Origin of the sequence: Phytohabitans flavus (assembly GCF_011764545.1) — a bacterium.
Lineage (GTDB): Bacteria > Actinomycetota > Actinomycetes > Mycobacteriales > Micromonosporaceae > Phytohabitans > Phytohabitans flavus.
The window spans coordinates 7,086,557-7,102,966 of record NZ_AP022870.1 but is presented as its reverse complement, the minus strand read 5'-3'; the positions used below and the strand labels follow the sequence as shown (position 1 = coordinate 7,102,966).

Annotated in this window: 20 protein-coding genes and 2 pseudogenes; 14 read left to right on the top strand and 8 right to left on the bottom strand. The window is 71.4% G+C overall.

Going from position 1 to position 16,410, the window contains the following annotated elements; genetic code table 11:
* Nucleotides 1-7 precede the first annotated feature (7 nt).
* Nucleotides 8-382, bottom strand: coding sequence for a DsrE family protein (locus Pflav_RS31210; protein ID WP_197938791.1), 375 nt, complete (start codon nt 380-382; stop codon nt 8-10).
* 46 nt (nt 383-428) lie between these two features.
* On the opposite strand from Pflav_RS31210, the gene mtfM reads away from it, so the two are divergent.
* Genes mtfM through Pflav_RS31200 form a run of 3 tightly spaced genes read left to right on the top strand, consistent with a single transcriptional unit; the run spans nt 429 to nt 1,709 of the window.
* Entirely contained in the window at nt 429-533 is a 105-nt protein-coding gene (gene mtfM / locus Pflav_RS47640) for a small membrane protein MtfM (protein WP_269474643.1), read from the top strand.
* Entirely contained in the window at nt 527-1,120 is a 594-nt protein-coding gene (locus Pflav_RS31205; RefSeq protein ID WP_173042732.1) for a heme-binding beta-barrel domain-containing protein, read from the top strand. The genes mtfM and Pflav_RS31205 overlap by 7 nt, the downstream gene beginning before the upstream one ends.
* 52 nt (nt 1,121-1,172) lie before the next feature.
* Nucleotides 1,173-1,709, top strand: a complete 537-nt coding sequence (locus tag Pflav_RS31200; protein ID WP_173040371.1) for a Uma2 family endonuclease — start codon at nt 1,173-1,175, stop codon at nt 1,707-1,709.
* On the opposite strand, the gene Pflav_RS31195 is transcribed toward Pflav_RS31200, so the two are convergent.
* Nucleotides 1,703-2,461, bottom strand: coding sequence for an aminotransferase class IV (locus Pflav_RS31195; RefSeq protein WP_232072127.1), 759 nt, complete (start codon nt 2,459-2,461; stop codon nt 1,703-1,705). The genes Pflav_RS31200 and Pflav_RS31195 overlap by 7 nt on opposite strands.
* A 17-nt stretch (nt 2,462-2,478) precedes the next feature.
* On the opposite strand from Pflav_RS31195, the gene Pflav_RS31190 reads away from it, so the two are divergent.
* The 10 genes and pseudogenes from Pflav_RS31190 to Pflav_RS31145 all read left to right on the top strand — a co-directional run bounded on the left by Pflav_RS31190 (nt 2,479) and on the right by Pflav_RS31145 (nt 9,908).
* Nucleotides 2,479-2,901 (top strand): Fur family transcriptional regulator, encoded by a 423-nt coding sequence (locus tag Pflav_RS31190; protein WP_173040369.1) that lies wholly within the window; start codon nt 2,479-2,481, stop codon nt 2,899-2,901.
* The gene (gene ygfZ, locus Pflav_RS31185) at nt 2,898-3,956 is read left to right on the top strand and encodes a CAF17-like 4Fe-4S cluster assembly/insertion protein YgfZ (protein WP_173040367.1); all 1,059 of its coding nucleotides are present in this window, start codon (nt 2,898-2,900) and stop codon (nt 3,954-3,956) included. The genes Pflav_RS31190 and ygfZ overlap by 4 nt, the downstream gene beginning before the upstream one ends.
* A gap of 4 nt (nt 3,957-3,960) precedes the next feature.
* Nucleotides 3,961-4,806, top strand: a complete 846-nt coding sequence (locus Pflav_RS31180; RefSeq protein ID WP_173040365.1) for a beta-keto acid cleavage family enzyme — start codon at nt 3,961-3,963, stop codon at nt 4,804-4,806.
* Nucleotides 4,803-5,744 (top strand): asparaginase, encoded by a 942-nt coding sequence (locus Pflav_RS31175; RefSeq protein ID WP_173040363.1) that lies wholly within the window; start codon nt 4,803-4,805, stop codon nt 5,742-5,744. The genes Pflav_RS31180 and Pflav_RS31175 overlap by 4 nt, the downstream gene beginning before the upstream one ends.
* 60 nt (nt 5,745-5,804) lie before the next feature.
* Nucleotides 5,805-6,386 carry a helix-turn-helix domain-containing protein gene (locus Pflav_RS31170; protein ID WP_173040361.1) on the top strand — a complete coding sequence of 194 codons (582 nt, stop codon included), beginning with the start codon at nt 5,805-5,807 and terminating at the stop codon, nt 6,384-6,386.
* Nucleotides 6,383-6,979 (top strand): hypothetical protein, encoded by a 597-nt coding sequence (locus tag Pflav_RS31165; protein ID WP_173040359.1) that lies wholly within the window; start codon nt 6,383-6,385, stop codon nt 6,977-6,979. The genes Pflav_RS31170 and Pflav_RS31165 overlap by 4 nt, the downstream gene beginning before the upstream one ends.
* A 67-nt stretch (nt 6,980-7,046) precedes the next feature.
* Nucleotides 7,047-7,361 (top strand): DUF2516 family protein, encoded by a 315-nt coding sequence (locus tag Pflav_RS31160; RefSeq protein ID WP_173040357.1) that lies wholly within the window; start codon nt 7,047-7,049, stop codon nt 7,359-7,361.
* The gene (locus Pflav_RS31155) at nt 7,358-8,245 is read left to right on the top strand and encodes an alpha/beta fold hydrolase (RefSeq protein WP_173040355.1); all 888 of its coding nucleotides are present in this window, start codon (nt 7,358-7,360) and stop codon (nt 8,243-8,245) included. The genes Pflav_RS31160 and Pflav_RS31155 overlap by 4 nt, the downstream gene beginning before the upstream one ends.
* A 9-nt stretch (nt 8,246-8,254) precedes the next feature.
* Complete coding sequence (locus Pflav_RS31150; RefSeq protein WP_173040353.1) at nt 8,255-8,992, top strand: alanyl-tRNA editing protein; 738 nt, start codon at nt 8,255-8,257, stop codon at nt 8,990-8,992.
* Between the two features lie 92 nt (nt 8,993-9,084).
* Nucleotides 9,085-9,908 (top strand): annotated as a pseudogene (locus tag Pflav_RS31145) (EI24 domain-containing protein).
* Nucleotide 9,909: 1 nt separating this feature from the next.
* Here Pflav_RS31145 and Pflav_RS31140 read toward each other — a convergent pair.
* The 3 genes from Pflav_RS31140 to Pflav_RS31130 form a co-directional block, all read right to left on the bottom strand.
* Nucleotides 9,910-10,926 carry a LacI family DNA-binding transcriptional regulator gene (locus Pflav_RS31140; protein WP_173040351.1) on the bottom strand — a complete coding sequence of 339 codons (1,017 nt, stop codon included), beginning with the start codon at nt 10,924-10,926 and terminating at the stop codon, nt 9,910-9,912.
* On the bottom strand, nt 10,923-12,296 hold the full coding sequence (locus Pflav_RS31135) for a GH1 family beta-glucosidase (protein WP_173040349.1): 1,374 nt from the start codon (nt 12,294-12,296) through the stop codon (nt 10,923-10,925). The genes Pflav_RS31140 and Pflav_RS31135 overlap by 4 nt, the downstream gene beginning before the upstream one ends.
* Before the next feature lie 67 nt (nt 12,297-12,363).
* A complete protein-coding gene (locus Pflav_RS31130; protein WP_173040347.1) occupies nt 12,364-13,134 on the bottom strand; it encodes a maleylpyruvate isomerase N-terminal domain-containing protein in 771 nt (256 codons plus the stop codon).
* 68 nt (nt 13,135-13,202) lie between these two features.
* Between Pflav_RS31130 and Pflav_RS31125 the strand changes: the two genes are divergently transcribed.
* A complete protein-coding gene (locus Pflav_RS31125) occupies nt 13,203-14,267 on the top strand; it encodes a UDP-N-acetylmuramate dehydrogenase (RefSeq protein WP_173040345.1) in 1,065 nt (354 codons plus the stop codon).
* Nucleotides 14,268-14,379: 112 nt separating this feature from the next.
* On the opposite strand, the gene Pflav_RS31120 is transcribed toward Pflav_RS31125, so the two are convergent.
* From Pflav_RS31120 to Pflav_RS31110, 3 genes and pseudogenes are all read right to left on the bottom strand, one after another.
* Nucleotides 14,380-14,622, bottom strand: coding sequence for a hypothetical protein (locus tag Pflav_RS31120; protein ID WP_180201285.1), 243 nt, complete (start codon nt 14,620-14,622; stop codon nt 14,380-14,382).
* A gap of 182 nt (nt 14,623-14,804) precedes the next feature.
* Nucleotides 14,805-15,601, bottom strand: a pseudogene (locus Pflav_RS31115) (class I SAM-dependent methyltransferase).
* On the bottom strand, nt 15,601-16,368 hold the full coding sequence (locus Pflav_RS31110) for an SDR family oxidoreductase (protein WP_173040343.1): 768 nt from the start codon (nt 16,366-16,368) through the stop codon (nt 15,601-15,603). The pseudogene Pflav_RS31115 and the gene Pflav_RS31110 overlap by 1 nt, the downstream one beginning before the upstream one ends.
* Between the last annotated feature and the right edge of the window lie 42 nt (nt 16,369-16,410).

Below are 16,410 nucleotides of genomic sequence, written 5' to 3'. Positions count from 1 at the left end.
GCGAGCGTCAGTAGACCAGCGCCTGCGCGCCGTCGGCCAACGCTTCCTCCACGAACACCGCCGCCCCGGCGATCCGTACGCCCTTCAGCACATCCGCCTCGGTGATCTCCCGGCGGGCGGCGCACTGGGTACAGAGGGTCACCCGACCGCCGGCGAGCACGGCGTCGAGCAGGTCCGGCAGGGGCGCCGAGTGCGGCAGCGAGAACTCCGCGGCGCGCCCGGGCAACGCGAACCAGGCCGACTCGCCGGTCAGCCACAGTGAAACGTCGACCCCGGAGGCGACGGCCGTCGCGGCCACCGTGAATGCCTGGGCACACCGCTCAGGCGAATCTGTTCCCGCGGTTACCTTGACGACGAGCGAACGAGCCATGCCGGCCAGCATAGGCCGCGCCGCTCATAGCCTGTGTTCGTCATAAGCTATGGCAGTCATGGTTACCGAGATCGGGTTCGTCAGCCTGCTTGTCGCGGGCTTCGGCGTGCTCGCCGGTGGCCTCGTCTATCTGGCCGTGCGCATCTCAAGAGGACGCTGGTGACTGACAACCCGCTCGGACCCCCGCCCTGGCTCAACGCGCCGCCGGTCGACCCGTACCCGTTCGAGGACACCCACGACCTGCGCACCGGCCCGGATCTGCACCCCGCGCTGCTGGCGCTGCTGCCGTACGTCGGGCAGTGGCGGGGGCGCGGTAGGGGCGGCTTCCCGACGATCGAAGACTTCGACTACGCGCAGGAGCTCCGGATCAGCCACGACGGCCGGCCGTTCCTGCACTACGAGTCGCGGGCGTGGATCCTCGACGAGCAGAGCCAGCCGGTGCGCCCGGCCATGCGCGAGGTCGGCTGGCTGCGCCCGGTGATGGAGGACGGCCGCGCGACCGACGAGGTCGAGGCGCTGCTCACCAATCCCACCGGGATCATGGAGCTGTACCTGGGCCGGGTGAAGGGTACGCAGCTGGAGATGGCCACCGACGCGGTCCTGCGCACCGCCACGGCCAAGGAGGTCACCGCCGGCCACCGGCTGTACGGCATTGTCGAGGGCGCGCTGCTCTACGCCCAGGACATGGCCGCGGTAGGCCAAGGCCTCTCGCCGCACCTGTCCGCCCGCCTTATCCGTGTGGGCGGCTAGCACCAACACACTGAGCGTTCATAGCGTGGAGCGAGCATCGAGGAGGGCATCGATGGAATTGAAAATAGACCTTCCGGGTGCGCTCCCGCTGACCGCCGAAGAATTCGTCGCTGTGCCAGTCATCGAGGGTGCCCGGATCGAGCTTGAGGAAGGCAATCTCATCGTGATGGCAGCGGCCCAGATGAAGTGGCACACCATGACCGCCAGGCGGATCGAGGCGTGGTTCCGCGCCAAGGGCCTGGATGCGGAGCGGGAGGTCGGCGTGGTTGTCGGGCGGCGCAGCGTCCCCGCGCCGGATGTGACGGTCTTCCGTAAGCCCGTCACCGACTTGCGCTGGTCGCAGTTTCCCGCCACAGACGTCCAGTGCGTTGTGGAGGTCGTCTCGCCCAACTCTATTAATCGGGACCGGGTGATCAAGCCCTTGATGTATGCCGACGCCGGCATTCCCGAGTTCTGGCTCGTGGAAGAGCATCCCGACCTCCCTGCGGACGCGGTGATCAAGCAGCACCAGCTGACCCGCACTGCTACCGGTGCGGCTTATTCCATCGTGCGGACCATCACCCTCTTCGAGCTGGAGGAGAGTCAGTAGCCGAGCAGTGCTCGGAGGCGCTCGGTGTGCAGGGACTGGAGCAGCTCGACGCCGTCCAGTACCCGTACCTCGGCCAGCCCGCGCACCGACGACGCCAGCCACACACCGCCCGTCGAGTGCAGATCGGCGGGCTTGATCATGCGATGCTCGGCGCGCCAGCCTTGGGACGGCGCCTGAGCCAGTAGCCAGGCCGCGGTCACGCCGGGCAGCACCCCGGCCGAGGGCGGCACCGTGCAGAGGGTCTCGCCGTCCAGCCAGACAAGGCTCGCGGTCGGCCCTTCCAGCGCGTACCCCTCGGGGGAGACCCACAACGCGTCGTCCACGCCGTTTGCGGCGACCCAGCGGCGGGCGGCGATGCTCGGCCCGTACGACAGCGACTTGACCGGCAGCCCGGACGCCGCCGGCAGCGTGCGCACCCGGAGCGAGAGCACGCGGGGTGGCACCGCGTTGATCGTGCAGAACGCGGTCATCGGCGTGCACACGAGCCGCAGCGCGCCGTCGATGTCGACCGGCCACTCGGCGCACGCCGACAGCACGAAGTCGTGCAGGCTCGCGGGCACGGCCAGCCCGAGCGTGGGGGCGGAGGCGCTGAGGCGGTCCAGGTGCTCGTCGAGCAGCCAGGGCCGCCCGTCGCGGACGAGCATGGTCTCGAAGAGCCCGTCGCCGAGGATCCCCGGGTCGTCCGCGCGCATGACCGGTGTACCGGAGGGGACCACGCCGCGGCCAAGCACGGCGACGACCGAAGCTTGCACCGCACTATTATCAGGCAGTGTCGGAAACGTCCCTACCGGACATCTTGCGGAGCCGCGGACTGCGGCTGACCGCCCAGCGGCAGCTTGTGCTGGAGGCCGTGCACCAGCTCGGCCACGCCACGCCCGAGCAGCTGCACACGGCCGTCCGCGAGGTGGCCGCCGGCGTGAACATCACCACGATCTACCGCACCTTGGAATTACTCGAGGACCTCGGGCTGGTTACCCATACGCACCTGTCGCACGGGTCTCCGACGTACCACCCGGTGGGTGAGGACCAGCATGCCCACCTGGTGTGCCGGGACTGCGGTGCGGTGATCGAGATCGAGCACGAGGTGCTCGCGCCGCTGGCCACTGACCTGGCCAAGGAGCGCGGGTTCCAGCTGGACATCGGTCACGTGGCATTGTTCGGCACCTGCGGGGATTGTGGGGAAGCGAAATGATCGACACAGCCGGGGCAGTCGCGGTCGAGGCGTTGGAGCCGGAGTCGCGGGACGCAGGGGTGGCGGCACACTACGGCGACCCGATGCGCGAGCAGCGCACGCTCGCCACCGACGTTGGCCTTGTGGACCGCTCGCACCGCGGCGTCGTCGCCGTGCCCGGCCCGGAGCGGGCCAGCTGGCTGCACAGCATCACCACCCAGCACCTCGCCGACCTGCGCGCTGGCCAGGGCACCGAGCTGCTCGTCCTCTCCCCGAACGGGCACGTCGAGCACCACGCCCAGGTCGCCGAGGACGGCGCCACCACCTGGCTCGACACCGAGCCGGGCGCCGCGGGCGACCTGCTCACCTTCCTGGAGAAGATGCGCTTCCTGACCCGGGTCGAGCCGCGCGACGCGACGGCCGAGCTCGCCGTGCTGACGCTCGTCGGGCCGCGGGCCGCCGAGGTCGTCCCCGACCTGAAGGAGCCGGAGGTCCGCGCGGTGCCGGGCCCGAAGTTCGCCGCCGGCTCCGTGCCGGCCACACCCACCACGTTGTACGACGTGCGCGTCCTCCCCGAGGGTGGGTTCGCCCGCCGCGGTCATTTGGGCATTGACCTGGTGGTACCGCGTGAGTCCGTCGACGGCGTGGTCCAGCGGCTCGGCGTACCCCTCGCCGGCCTGTGGGCGTACGAGGCGATGCGCGTCGCCGCCCGTGTACCCCGGCTGAGTCTGGAGACCGACCACCGCACGATCCCCGCGGAGATCGACCTGCTCGCGCCCGCGGTCCACCTCGACAAGGGCTGCTACCGCGGGCAGGAGACCGTGGCCCGGGTGCACAACCTGGGGCGGCCGCCGCGCCGGCTCGTACTCCTGCATCTCGACGGCGTGGCCACCGATCAGCCGCCGGCGCCGGGCACGGCCGTGACCAGCGAGGACGGGCGCGCGGTGGGCTTCGTCGGCACCGCGCTACGCCACTTCGAGCTCGGCATGGTCGCCCTCGCGGTGTTGAAGCGGAATGTCGCCGACGACGCGGTCCTCCGGATCGGCGAATCGGCTGCCGCGATCGACCTAGAGTGAGCGGATGACGGGAACTCTGATCACGGTCGCGCCCACCGGCGCGGAGTCGTCGAAGGCGGATGTGCCGGCGCTGCCAGTGACCCTGGACGAGCTGGTGACCACCGCCAAGGAGTGCGAGGCGCTCGGCGCGAGCGTGGTGCACGTACACATCCGGGACGACGCGGCGCGGCCGACGCTCGACCTGGGCCGGCTGCGGGCGACCGTGGCGGCACTGCGCGACAGCACCGACCTGATCGTGCAGCTCTCCTCGGGCGGCGCGGTGACCGACCCGGAGGCTGACCGGCTGGCCGTGCTCGACGCCGGCCCCGACATGGCCTCGTGCACGATGGGCACCGTCAACTTCGGCGACGACGTCTTCATGAACCGCTGGGAGTTCGTCGTCGAGCTGCACACCCGCATGCGCGACCGGGGCATCGTGCCGGAGTACGAGATCTTCGACCTCGGCCAGCTCGCCGCGCTCCAGCGGCTGCTCGACAAGTACGGCCTCCCGGCGGGCGGGCACGTGCACGTCGACCTCGTGATGGGCGTGCCCGGCGGGATGCCCGGCACGACGGAGGCGCTTGTCGCGTGCCGGCAGGCGATGCGTGACCTGCCCGAGGGCACCACCTTCTCCGCCACCGGCATCGGGCGCTCGACGATCCCGGTCATGCTCGCGTCGCTCTCGACGGGTGGGCACCTGCGAGTCGGGATGGAAGACACGGTCACGTACGCGAAGGGCCGTCCCGTCGAGTCCAACATGCAGCTCGTGGCTCGCGCGGTCGGCTTCGCCCAGCTTGCCCAGCGCCCGCCGCTGACCGCCGCGCAGGCCCGTACCCTCCTCGGTGTACCGGTGCGGGGCGTGCTGGCATGACCGGCGGCGTGCCGCTCGCCGAGGTTGTCCGATCGGGTTTCGTGGAGGGCCTGCACCGGGGCTCGGTTGTGGTGCTCGACCCGAGTGGAGCAGTGATCGAGTCGGCCGGAGACGTGAAGTCCCCGATCTTCCCGCGCTCCTCCAACAAGCCGCTCCAGGCCATTGGCATGCTCCGCTCCGGGCTGCGCCTCGTCGATCCGGCCGACCTCGCGCTCGTCTGCGCCAGCCACTTCGGCGAGGACTACCACGTGGCCCGGGTACGCGCCCTGCTGCGTAGCGCCGCCCTGGACGAGAGCGCGCTGCGCTGTCCGCCAGACCTACCACTGCACCAGCCGACCGCCGAGGCGGTGCTGCGCTCCGGCGGTGGCCGCTCGCGCGTGCAGATGAACTGCTCCGGCAAGCACACCGGCATGCTCCTGACCTGCCGGGCGTCCGGGTGGTCGCTGGAGGAGTACTGGCTGCCGGAACATCCGCTCCAGGAGCGGGTGCGGTCAGCGGTCGAGGAGTTCACCGGGGAGCCGGACGCGGCGATGGGCGTCGACGGCTGCGGTGCGCCGGTGCTCGCGGCGTCGCTGGCCGGGCTGGCATCGGCGTACCTGCGGCTCGTGTCGGGCGCACCCGGATCGATCGAGCGCAGCGTCGCCGACGCGATGCGGGCCAACCCCGACGTTGTCGCCGGCACGGGCGCCGAGGACACCCAGATTATGCAGGCCATGCCCGGGCTTCTGGCCAAGGGCGGCGCCGAGGGCGTGATGGCCGTCGCGATCCCGGACGTCGGCGCGGTGGCCTTGAAGATCGAGGACGGCGGAATGCGCCCACGCATGCCTGTGCTGCTCTCCGCCCTCCGCCGGCTCGGCGTGGAGGCTCCCGCCCACCTGGCCGAGGTCCCCGTGTTAGGCGGGGGCGAGCCGGTCGGCGTGGTCCGCGCCGTCTGGTGAGTTAGCCCACAGTTAGCAGTTTGCTTGCAGGAGCAAGCGCGACCGACGTACGGTGAGGCCATGGCCACCCCGAAGGATCTGCCCCGCGACATCGGCGGGTTCATCCGTGATCTGCGGCGCAATGCCAAGATTTCGCTACGGCAGCTCGCCGATCAGGCCGGGGTCAGCAACCCGTATCTGAGCCAGGTCGAGCGCGGGCTGCGTAAGCCGAGCGCCGAGGTGCTCCAGCAGCTGGCCAGCGCGCTGCGCGTCTCGACCCCCGTCATGTACCTGCGGGCCGGGCTGCTCGACGCGCTGGATGCCAAGGAGGGGCAGGGCGTGCTCGCCGCGATCGCGGCGGACCCGGACCTGACGCTTTCGCAGAAGCAGTCGCTGAGCCAGATCTACGACACCTTCCGCCGGGAGAACGCCCGCGCCGCCGCCGACGTAGCCGCCGCCGAAGCGGCCAGCTCGGACGCGGCCGAATCCGCCGGGCCGGATGTGGCCCGCTCGACCGAGTCGGACACGGCCGGCTCCACCGACCCGGACGTGGCGCCGGAGTCGGCCGACACCCAGACCGCCACCCCTGAGCCCGCGAAGAAAACCGTCAAGAAGGCGGTCAAGAAGACGGTCGCACCCGCGGCCGAGGAGGAGAACCAATGACCGAGCAGAGCAAGCCGACCCGAATTCCCGGCCCGCTCTACGCCGCCGCTGGCGCCGGTGACATGGCGTACCAGCAGCTGCGCAAGCTGCCGGCCGTGGTCAACGGTCTGAGCGGCAAGGCCGCCGGCGGCGCCGTCGACCTGCGCGCCCGGGCGGTCGCCACGCTGCGGGCCGCCAACACGACCGCGACCAGCCTGCGTGACCGGGCCTCGTCCACCGACTTCGACGCCGAGCGCCTGCGCGGGGTCGCCCGGCGCAACGCCGCCGCGCTCCTGGCAAGCGCCCACGCCGCGCAGGAGCGGGCCCTCGCGTTCTACGGCGAGCTCGTCGCACACGGCGAGCGGGTCGTCGGCACCAATGTGGTCCGTACCGCCGACGCGGTCAACTCGGACATCGAGGCCACTCCGCCGCCGGCCGAGGTGACCGCCGCTCCGGCCCCCGAGTCCACTGAGGCGCAGGGGCAGTCCGCCGCTCCGGCCGTCGAGTCCACTGAGGCGTCGGCCGAGGAGCAGCCCGCGGCGAAGGCGGCCAAGGTCGCCAAGGCTGCCAAGGCGCCCAAGGCCACTAAGGCCACCCCGCCCGCAGCCGAGTAACTCTCCGCACCGCTGCGGGCGCCGACAGGGCATGGCCAGGTCGGCGCCCGCAGCTAAGCTTTCAGACATGGCCATCACCGCGCCGCTGTTCTACCTCGACGTCCGGTACGTCATCGACATGGCGCTGCTCATCTTCGCCCTGGTGATCGAGGGCGTGGCGCTCGTGCACTGTCTCACCCAGCGGTCCGACGCGTTTCCGGCTATCGGCACGATTCCCAAGGGTGCCTGGCTGGCCATCCTCGGCGTTTCCCTCCTGCTGACGCTCTTCTTCTTCAGCGCGGTCAACATCTTCGGCTTGATCGGTATCGCCGCGGCGTCCGTATACCTGCTCGACGTACGTGTCGGCCTGCGTGACCTGACGGACGGTAAGGGCTTCTGGTGAGAGACTTCCGCTGGCCACCGCCGCCAGACGGCGGCCCGCGGACGTATGGACCGGGGCCCTCGGCGCCGCGGACCGGCCGGCCGGCACTGCCTGAGCCGGCGACCGAACTGGTCACCACCCCGCACGGCATCCGCCTGGAGCGCCTCGTCACGGGCTCGGGCGATCCGGTGACGGTCTTCGCGCACGGGTTCGCCACCGGCATCGCGGCGACCCGGCCCCTCGGCAGCGCGGTCGATGGCCGCAAGGTCTTCTTCCAGTTTCGGGGGCACGGGCGGTCGGACCCGCCGGGCGGCCCGCTGACCTATCGCGACCTGGCTCGTGACCTCCGGGCGATCGCCGACCTGTCCGGCGCGACCCGGGCGCTGGGCGTCAGCCTTGGCGCCGGGGCGCTGTGCCACCTGCTGGCGGAGAGCCCGGAGCGCTTCGAGCGGGTGGTTTTCTTCCTCCCGGCGGTACTCGACAAGCCACGGGCCGCGGCGGCGCGCGACCGGCTGACGGCTCTTGTGGAGGCCGTGCAGTCGGGTGATGTGTCGGCGGTGGCGGACGCCGTCTCGGCGGACACCCCGGCCGCCGTGCGCAACACCCCGGCCGGCTGGGCATACCTCCGGCAGCGCATCGACCAGCTGATGCGCGACGGACTGGCGTCCGAGCTGACCAGCCTCGCCGACCAGGCCGCCGTCGCCGCTCCCGCCGACCTCGCCGCGGTCACCGCCCGCGCGCTCGTCATCAGCAGCGCCGGCGACGACCTCCACCCGGCCTCGGTCGCGGAGCAGTTGGCCGCCGCGCTGCCAAGGGCCGAGCTGCACCTGTACGACCGGCCCGGCATCCTCTGGAGCGAGCGGGCCGACCTTCGCGATCGGATATCAACGTTCTTGAACGAGTAGGACCACGTCATGGGCGTCACGCGACACGGCCGCACCGAGCGGCTCGACCTGGCCGACCCGACCCTGCGCGAGTGGGAGTGCACGGTGCTCGCCGCCGATCCCGAGCAGGGCATCGTGCTGGACTGTTCGGCCTTCTACCCCGGCGGTGGCGGGCAGCCGCCGGACCACGGCGTCCTGCTGTGGCAGGGCGTGCAGACCCGGATCGTCGGTACCCGTAAAGGCGACGACCTCTACCTCCTGCCCGCCGAGGGCGACCCGCTGCCACCGCCCGGTACGGCGGTCAGCGGCGCGCTCGAGGACGAGCGGCGCAGCCTGCTGATGCGCACCCATAGCGGCTTGCACGTGCTGTGCGGCGTGGTGTTCCGCGACTTCGGGGCGCTGGTCACTGGCGGCAACATGGAGCCCGGCGAGGCCCGGATGGACTTCAACCTCCCGCAGGTACCGCCCGACTTCAAGACCTCGCTGGAAGACCTCGTCAACGCGGAGGTCACGGCCGACCGCGCGATCGCGGTGCGGGTGCTGCCCCGCGCGGAGGCGCTCGTGATCCCGGACATCGTGCGCACCCAGACCAACCTGATCCCGCCGGACGAGGAAGAGGTCCGCATCGTCGACATCACCGGCCTGGACGTCCAGGCCGATGGCGGTACCCACGTGGCGGCGACGGCCCAGATCGGCAAGGTCCAGGTCGTCAAGGTCGAGAGCAAGGGCAAGGCCAACCGCCGGGTACGGATCCGCCTGGTTCCATAACCTTTTGCCGTTTGTGCGGTGAAAGGTGTGGACAAGACGGAGCTCTCCCCGAGCGCGTAGCACCGCCGCTTTGGGGTCGTCGCCGGGCGGTTCTGGGCGCGGTGTTCTACGCTCCCGGCGTGGTTGCTGAGTTCTTCGCGGGCGTCGCTCTGCTCGGTCGCGGCATCGGCCTGTACGCGCGCAGCCCTCGCCTGGTCATCCTCGGCATCATCCCGGCGCTCATCTCGGGGTGCTGTTCATCGCGGCGTTCGCGACGCTGATCTACTTCGTGGCCGACCTCGCCGAGCTGTTCACCTGGTTCGCCGATGGCTGGTCCGACGGGTTGCGGGACGCGGTGCAGTTTCTGGCCGCGATCGCGATCCTGGGCCTCGGCGGGCTCGTCGGCGTGCTGACCTTCACGGCGGTCACGCTGCTCATCGGCGACCCGTTCTACGAGAAGATCTCCGGGCGGATCGAGGAGCGGTTCGGCGGTGTGCCGGGCGAGGTCGAGGTGCCGTGGTGGCGTTCGCTGCGGCGCAGCCTGTGGGACTCGATCCGGCTGATCGCCCTCTCGCTGGCGATCGGCATCCCGCTTTTCTTTCTCGGCCTGCTGCCGTTCATCGGCCAGACCGTGATCCCGGTGATCGGTGCGCTGATCGGCGGGTGGTTCCTCGCGCTGGAGCTTGTGGGCGTCGCGTTCTCCCGGCGTGGGCTGCGCCTGCCCGACCGGCGCCGCATCCTCGGCGCCAACCGCCCGCTGGCGCTGGGCTTCGGGGTGAGCGTCTTCTGCTGCTTCCTGATCCCGCTCGGCGCCGTGCTCATCATGCCGGCCGCGGTGGCGGGTGGCACGCTGCTGGCCCGTAAGGTGCTCGGCCTGCCCATCGACGCGCCAGTCCCGGCCGCGGCGCCGCCACGAGCCGCGATCGACAACCGCTAGCCTAGGCGCTCTCCCGTACGACAAGCTCGGTCTGGAGGATCAGTGCCTCCTCGACCTCCTCGCCCTGGGCGATCCGCAACAGCTGGCGCACCATCTCGCGGCCGATCTCGATGATCGGCTGGCGCACCGTGGTGAGCGGCGGATCGGTGTAGCGGGCGATCTCCACGTCGTCGAAGCCGACCACCGCCACGTCGTCAGGGACGCGCCGGCCGGCCTCGCGCAGCGTACGGAGTGCGCCGTGCGCCATCAGGTCGGACGCCACGAAGACCGCGTCGAGTGACGGGTCGTCCTCAAGGAGCTGGCGCATCGCGATCGCGCCGGACTCGCGGGTGAAGTCGCCGTTGGCCACGATCGAGCGGCGGCGCGAGCCCTTCAGCTCGTTGCGGTAGCCGGCCAGCCGGTCGATGCCGGCCACCATGTCCTGCGGGCCGGCGATCGTGGCGATCCGCTGGCGCCCGGCGTCGAGCAGATACCGCACGGCGTGCGCGACCCCGCCCACGGAGTCCACGTCCACGTACGGCACCGGGGGCGTACCCCGGCCCATGGGGCGGCCGCTGCACACGACCGGGATGCCGATGCGGGCGAGCGTGCCGGGCAGCGGGTCGACGCCGTGCATCGACGCGAACATGACGCCGTCGACGTGGCGGCCGGTCGTGTACCGCTCGACCCGGTCGTAGCTGGCCGCCGAGCCGGCCATGATGAGCACGAGCTGCTTGTCGGCCGCCTCCAGCTCCTGGCTGACCCCCCGCACGATGCCCGGGAAGAACTGGTCGTCGGAGAAGACGCGGGTCGCCGACTCGGGCAGGATCAGCGCGATCGAGTCGGTGCGCTGGGTGACCAGGCTGCGGGCGGCGAGATTCGGCACGTACCCGAGCTCGCGCACCGCCTGCCGCACCGCCTCCTGGATCGGCTCGGCCACCGTCGTCGAGCCGTTTACCACGCGCGACACTGTGGCGCGGGAAACCCCGGCACGGCGCGCGACCGCTTCCAGAGTGGGGCGTTCCCGCGCGATGGTCATGACGGCAGCCCGTTGCGAGCGATGACGTCCCGGTACCAGAGCGCGCTGTCCTTCGGCGTACGCCGCTGGGTCTGGTAGTCGACGTGGATGATGCCGAACCGCTTGCGGTAGCCCTCCGCCCACTCGAAGTTGTCCATCAGGGACCACACGAGGTAGCCGCGCACGTCGACGCCGCGCTCGATCGCGGTGTGCACGGCGCGGAGGTGGCCGTCGAGGTACGCGATCCGGTTGGCGTCGGCCACCTGACCGTCCGCCCCAGGCTTGTCGTCGAAGGCCGCGCCGTTCTCCGTGATGTAGAGCGGGGTGGTCGGGTAGTCGCGGCCGAGCCGCTCCAGCAGCGCGGTGAGGCCGGCGGGCTCGATCTGCCAGCCCATCTCGGTGAGCGGGCCGGCCGGCGGCAGGAAGAGGATGCCCTCGGTGCCGGGGTGGGCGGGGCCGCCACCGGGCGCGCCCGGGCGTCCCGCCACATAGGTCGGGGAGTAGTAGTTGACGCCGAGCAGGTCGATCGCCGCCGCGATGGCCTTCTCATCGCCGTCCTGGATGAACGCCAGGTCGGTGAAGCGGCGCATGTGCTCCAGCACGTCCGACGGGTAGCCACTGGCCAGGATCGGCTCGAGGAAGATGCGGTTGGACAGGCCGTCGACGACCCGCACGGCCTCGGCGTCGGCCGCGCTCTCCGGGTCGGCGGGCAGCACCGCCGCCGGGTTGAGCGTGATCCCTACGGTTTCCGCGCCCGCGGCGCGCAGGGCCCGCGCGGCCAGGCCATGCCCGAGGAGCAGGTGGTGTACCGAGGCGAACGCAGCCGCGGGGTCCTGCCGGCCCGGCGCGTGGATGCCCGAGGCATAGCCGAGGTACGCCGAGCACCAGGGCTCGTTGAGCGTGGTCCAGGTGGAGACCCGGTCGCCGAGCCGCGCGTACGCCGCCGCCGCGTACTCCGCGAACCAGGAGGCGGTGTCACGGCTGGTCCAGCCACCCCGGTCTTCCAGCGTCTGGGGCAGGTCCCAGTGGTAGAGCGTGACGATGGGGTCGATGCCCCGGCCGATCAGCTCGTCGACGAGGCGGTCGTAGAAGTCGAGGCCGCGCGGGTTGACCGGGCCGCTGCCGTCGGGCTGCACCCGCGGCCACGAGATCGAGAACCGGTACGCACGCAGGCCCAGGTCGGCCATGAGCCGCACGTCGTCCGGGTACCGGTGGTAGTGGTCGCAGGCCACATCGCCGGTGTGGCCGGCGTAGACCTTGCCCGGCGTACGCGAGAACGTGTCCCAGATGGAGGGCCCCCGCCCTTCGTCGCGGGCCGCGCCCTCGATCTGGTACGCCGCAGTGGCCGCACCCCATACGAACCCGTCTGGAAACTGCAGGCCCACCGTCATCCCCTCACCACGCCCTGGCACGGTCCTTACGATTATGTGCCACGGAGCGCGGTGGACGGGGTCCGCGTCAGCCCGTACGGAGGCAATCGAGCAGCGTAACGTCGCCCGTGACGTCGAGCACGTCGAAGCCCACCCGGCCGTAGAGGGCCAGCAACAGGTCGCTCGCCGTGCCCGCCGCATAGGCCCGAGCGGGGTGCTCGTCGGTGTCCAGCAGCGTGCCGGTGTCGAGCAGCGCCACCCCCTCACCGCGCAGCCGGAGGAACCACTCCTGCGCCGCGTCGGTCGCCACAAGGTGCACCACACCCTGCCGCGAGCTGGGGTTGTGACGGCGGCCGGCGGGCAGCCAGGTGTCCAGCACCTCGCTCACGCCGTCGACCGCGAGCTTGGCCTCCACGGGCTCGCCGGCTCCGATCGCCATCTGCGCGTCCCACCTGTGTACGGCGGTCTCGTGCGCCATCCGGCGATGCCAGAAGCCGGCCTTCTTGGCCTGAGGCGCCCAGTTCCACGCCGGGAGCTCGGGGTCGAGCGCCTCGAGCGTGTCGATCAGCGCCTTGTACTCACCCTGCCACCACTCGACGGCGGCGGGTCCGGTCGGGGCGCCCTCGGGGACGGTCGCACGGCGGGGCTCCGGGGGCGACGTGACGCCTCGGGCGGCGTGCCCGCGCACCCACTGGTACAGCGAACCGAGGTGGTGGACGAGGTCCGTGACGGTCCACTCGGGGCAGGAGGGCACCGGCGTGTCGGGAGGGGCCTGGGTGACCGCGTCGTGGAAAGGCGGACCCTCGGCCCGCAGCCCCGCGATCCAGAAGTCCTTCGACCCGTGCAGTCTGCTGGTCATAACACCCTCCTGACGCGGCTGGGCGGCCCTTGGGTTGCCCTCGCGGAGTCCAGCCTAGGGTGAATGGCGTGCCCGACGTTAGCGCCGAACTGCCGACTGCCGCCCAACCGTCCGTGCCCGATTCGCTCTCGGCCTACACCACCCTGCGTCTCGGTGGCCAAGCGCAGCGGATATTGGTCGCTACCAACGCGGATGAGCTGGCGCAAAGCCCCGCGAACTCGTTCATTCTGGCGGGCGGTAGCAACGTCGTCGTCGGCGACGACGACTACCCCGGCATCGTGGTCCTGGTCCGCTCCACTGGCGTGACAGTCCGCGAGGCCGAGCCCGAGACGGTGACCGTGACGGTCCAAGCCGGCGAGTCGTGGGACAGCGTGGTGGCCCAGGCCGTGGACGCTGGGTGGTCCGGCATCGAATGCCTCTCCGGCATCCCCGGGTCGGCCGGCGCCACCCCGATCCAAAACGTGGGGGCGTATGGCCAGGAGGTCGCCGAGACCATCACGGCGGTACAGGCCCTCGACCGGACCACGGGCGAGCGCCGGGTGATGACGCCCGAGGAGTGCGGCTTCGCGTACCGGGCCAGCGTTTTCAAGCACAGTGACCGCTGGGTGGTGCTCTCGGTCGACTTCCGCCTGGCCCGCTCGCCCGAGTCGGCGCCGGTACGGTACGCCGAGCTGGCCCGCGCGCTGGGCGTGGAGATCGGTCAGCGGGTGCCTCTGGCCGACGCGCGGGCGGCGGTGCTGGCGCTGAGGGCCGGCAAGGGCATGGTGCTCGACCCGTCCGATCCGGACACCCGCTCGGTCGGCTCGTTCTTCACCAACCCGGTGCTGGAGGCTGCGGCGTACACGGCGCTCCTCGATCGCGCGAACGGCGTGGGCGAGCCGCCGTCGTGGCCGGGACCTGACGGCGTCGTCAAGGTCAGCGCGGCCTGGCTGATCGACAAGGCGGGTTTCACGAAGGGGTACGGCTCCGGCCCGGTCGGCATCTCCACGAAGCACACGCTCGCCCTCACGCATCGCGGGGACGGCTCCACGGCCGAGCTGCTCGGCCTGGCCCGGGAGATCCGGGACGGTGTGAAAAACCGGTTCGGGGTGACGCTCCACCCCGAACCGGTCCTGGTCAACTGTGAGCTGTGACGCGGCTCAGCCCTCGAAGCGGCGCCGGCGGGAGAACGCGTAGGCGCCGAGGCCCAACGCCGCTCCGGAACCCACGAGCACGGCGCCGGCCAGCGCGATGTTCCCCGTCGAGTCACCGGTCGTCGGCAGCGCCGGTGGCGTGGTGGGAGCCACGGTGGGCGGGGCGGTCGTCGGCGCGGTTGTCGGAGGCGTGGTCGGCGGCGTCGTGGGTGGCGTGGTCGGTGGCGTCGTCGGAGGCGTGGTGGGCGGCGTCGTGGGTGGCTTCGTGGTCGGCTTGTGGGTTGGGGGCCGGTGGGTCGGCCGGTGGGTCGGCCGGTGGCTCGTCGGCCTGGTCGTTGGCTCTGTGGTGTGGCATTCGTAGCCTGTGCAGTCACCCGGTGCCGTGGCCGCCTGCGCGGAGGAGAGCATCGCGCTGGCGCCGAGCACGGTCAACGGGATGGTAACGAGAGCGGCTGCAGCCGCCATCCGCAGCTTTGTACGCACCGATTACTCCAGGTTTGATCGTCTACGAAAAGTATTGGCCGCTTTCTCAACGATTCACCTGCTGGTTAGGTAACTCGGTGCGACGGTCTGCCATCTGACCGTTATCTCGCCCAGGCGCCAACGTGCTGGCCGGTCCTCGATCGGCCAACCTGCGGCGCGTACGGTGGATACTGTGCGTAACCACCGCTGACGAGGCCCGAAGGTGGCGTATGGTGCCGCATCCCGCCAGGCGTCGTCCAATGCGGAGACTAACGCGTGGATCGGCTCGCCCGGCACGTTTCGGTGGATGAGCGCCTTGGGCAGCCGCTCGGCGAGCGTGGCGGGTGTGTCCAAGGTGGAGAGCTTGGCGGCGAGCGTGAGCGTCTGCGGGCCGGCCGCGTCGAGCAGTACCCAGGAGGCGAGGCGGCCCAGCTCGTCGCAGGTACCCTCGACGACCGCGCCACCCGGAGCGAGCGCCGCGGTCATCGTTCGCCAGGCCACCTCCACGGCCGCCTCCTCGTACTGGCGCAGCACGTTGAAGGCGCGTACGACCACTGGGCGCAGGCCGGCCAGCTCGAAGCCGCCGCGCGCGAACGTGAGACCCGGGGCTCGGCTACCGGCGCGGCGGCGGCCACCCGCGCGGGGTCGATCTCCAGCCCCACCACGCGCACGTCGGGGCGTACCGCCGTCAAGCGGCTGTGCAGCTCGACAGTGGTCACCGGGCTCTCGCCGTACCCGAGGTCGACCACGAGCGGATCGGGCACGTCCCGCAGCGTGCCGCCCAGCCTGGCCGCGATCCAGCGATCCACCCGCCGCAGGCGGTTGGGGTTGGTGGTCCCGCGGGTGATCTCACCCTGCGGCCGGGCGGGCATCAGAGCACCCGGTGCACCTTGTGCTGGGCGGCCTGGGCGAGCGGGCGTACGACGATGCGGTCGATGTTGACGTAGTGCGGGCGGGTCACCGTCCACGCGATGCAGTCGGCGATGTCGTCCGCGACGAGCGGCTCGGCCACGCCCGCGTACACGGCCTCGGCCCTCTGCGTGTCACCGCCGAAGCGGGTCAGCCCGAACTCCTCGGTGCGCACCATGCCCGGGTCGATCTCGATGACCCGGATCGGCCTGCCGCTCAGCTCCAGCCGCAACGTCTCGGCGACCGCGGTCTGGGCGTGCTTGGCGGCCGCGTAGCCGCCCCCACCCTCGTACACGATGAGTCCGGCCGTGGAGCTGAGTACCACGATGGTGCCGGCGCCTGACGCGTCGAGAGCGGGCAGGAACGCCTGCGTGACGCGGACGGTGCCCAGGACGTTCACGTCGAACATCCACTGCCAGTCGGAGACCGACCCGGTCTCCACCGGGTCGAGGCCGCGCGCGCCGCCGGCGTTGTTGACCAGGACGGTGACCGGCCGGCCGAGCTCGGCCACGGCGGCGGCCAGCGCGGACACCGACTCGTCGGAGGTGACGTCGCAGGTCAGGGCCGTGGCCTCGCCACCGGCCGCGGCGATCTCCTTGACCAGCTCGTCCAACCGGTCGGCACGCCGAGCGGCGGCGACGACGTGGAAGCCTTCGGCGGCCAGCCGGCGGGCGGTGGCGGCGCCGATCCCGCTGGAGGCGCCGGTCACGATCGCGATCGAGGGAGTCATGGGGCGATTCTTCCTTACCGGGCGGTCCGACCCGCCGCCGGA

Bases quoted from the DNA above. Each gene is read 5' to 3' on its own strand.
- Pflav_RS31110 (WP_173040343.1), bottom strand. From the start codon at position 16,368: ATGACTCCCTCGATCGCGATCGTGACCGGCGCCTCCAGCGGGATCGGC.
- Pflav_RS31135 (WP_173040349.1), bottom strand. From the start codon at position 12,296: ATGACGGTGGGCCTGCAGTTTCCAGACGGGTTCGTATGGGGTGCGGCC.
- Pflav_RS31130 (WP_173040347.1), bottom strand. From the start codon at position 13,134: ATGACCAGCAGACTGCACGGGTCGAAGGACTTCTGGATCGCGGGGCTG.
- Pflav_RS31160 (WP_173040357.1), top strand. From the start codon at position 7,047: ATGGCCATCACCGCGCCGCTGTTCTACCTCGACGTCCGGTACGTCATC.
- Pflav_RS31165 (WP_173040359.1), top strand. From the start codon at position 6,383: ATGACCGAGCAGAGCAAGCCGACCCGAATTCCCGGCCCGCTCTACGCC.
- Pflav_RS31120 (WP_180201285.1), bottom strand. From the start codon at position 14,622: ATGCCACACCACAGAGCCAACGACCAGGCCGACGAGCCACCGGCCGAC.
- Pflav_RS31140 (WP_173040351.1), bottom strand. From the start codon at position 10,926: ATGACCATCGCGCGGGAACGCCCCACTCTGGAAGCGGTCGCGCGCCGT.
- Pflav_RS31150 (WP_173040353.1), top strand. From the start codon at position 8,255: ATGGGCGTCACGCGACACGGCCGCACCGAGCGGCTCGACCTGGCCGAC.
- ygfZ (WP_173040367.1), top strand. From the start codon at position 2,898: ATGATCGACACAGCCGGGGCAGTCGCGGTCGAGGCGTTGGAGCCGGAG.
- Pflav_RS31170 (WP_173040361.1), top strand. From the start codon at position 5,805: ATGGCCACCCCGAAGGATCTGCCCCGCGACATCGGCGGGTTCATCCGT.
- Pflav_RS31180 (WP_173040365.1), top strand. From the start codon at position 3,961: ATGACGGGAACTCTGATCACGGTCGCGCCCACCGGCGCGGAGTCGTCG.
- Pflav_RS31175 (WP_173040363.1), top strand. From the start codon at position 4,803: ATGACCGGCGGCGTGCCGCTCGCCGAGGTTGTCCGATCGGGTTTCGTG.
- Pflav_RS31200 (WP_173040371.1), top strand. From the start codon at position 1,173: ATGGAATTGAAAATAGACCTTCCGGGTGCGCTCCCGCTGACCGCCGAA.
- Pflav_RS31210 (WP_197938791.1), bottom strand. From the start codon at position 382: ATGCTGGCCGGCATGGCTCGTTCGCTCGTCGTCAAGGTAACCGCGGGA.
- mtfM (WP_269474643.1), top strand. From the start codon at position 429: ATGGTTACCGAGATCGGGTTCGTCAGCCTGCTTGTCGCGGGCTTCGGC.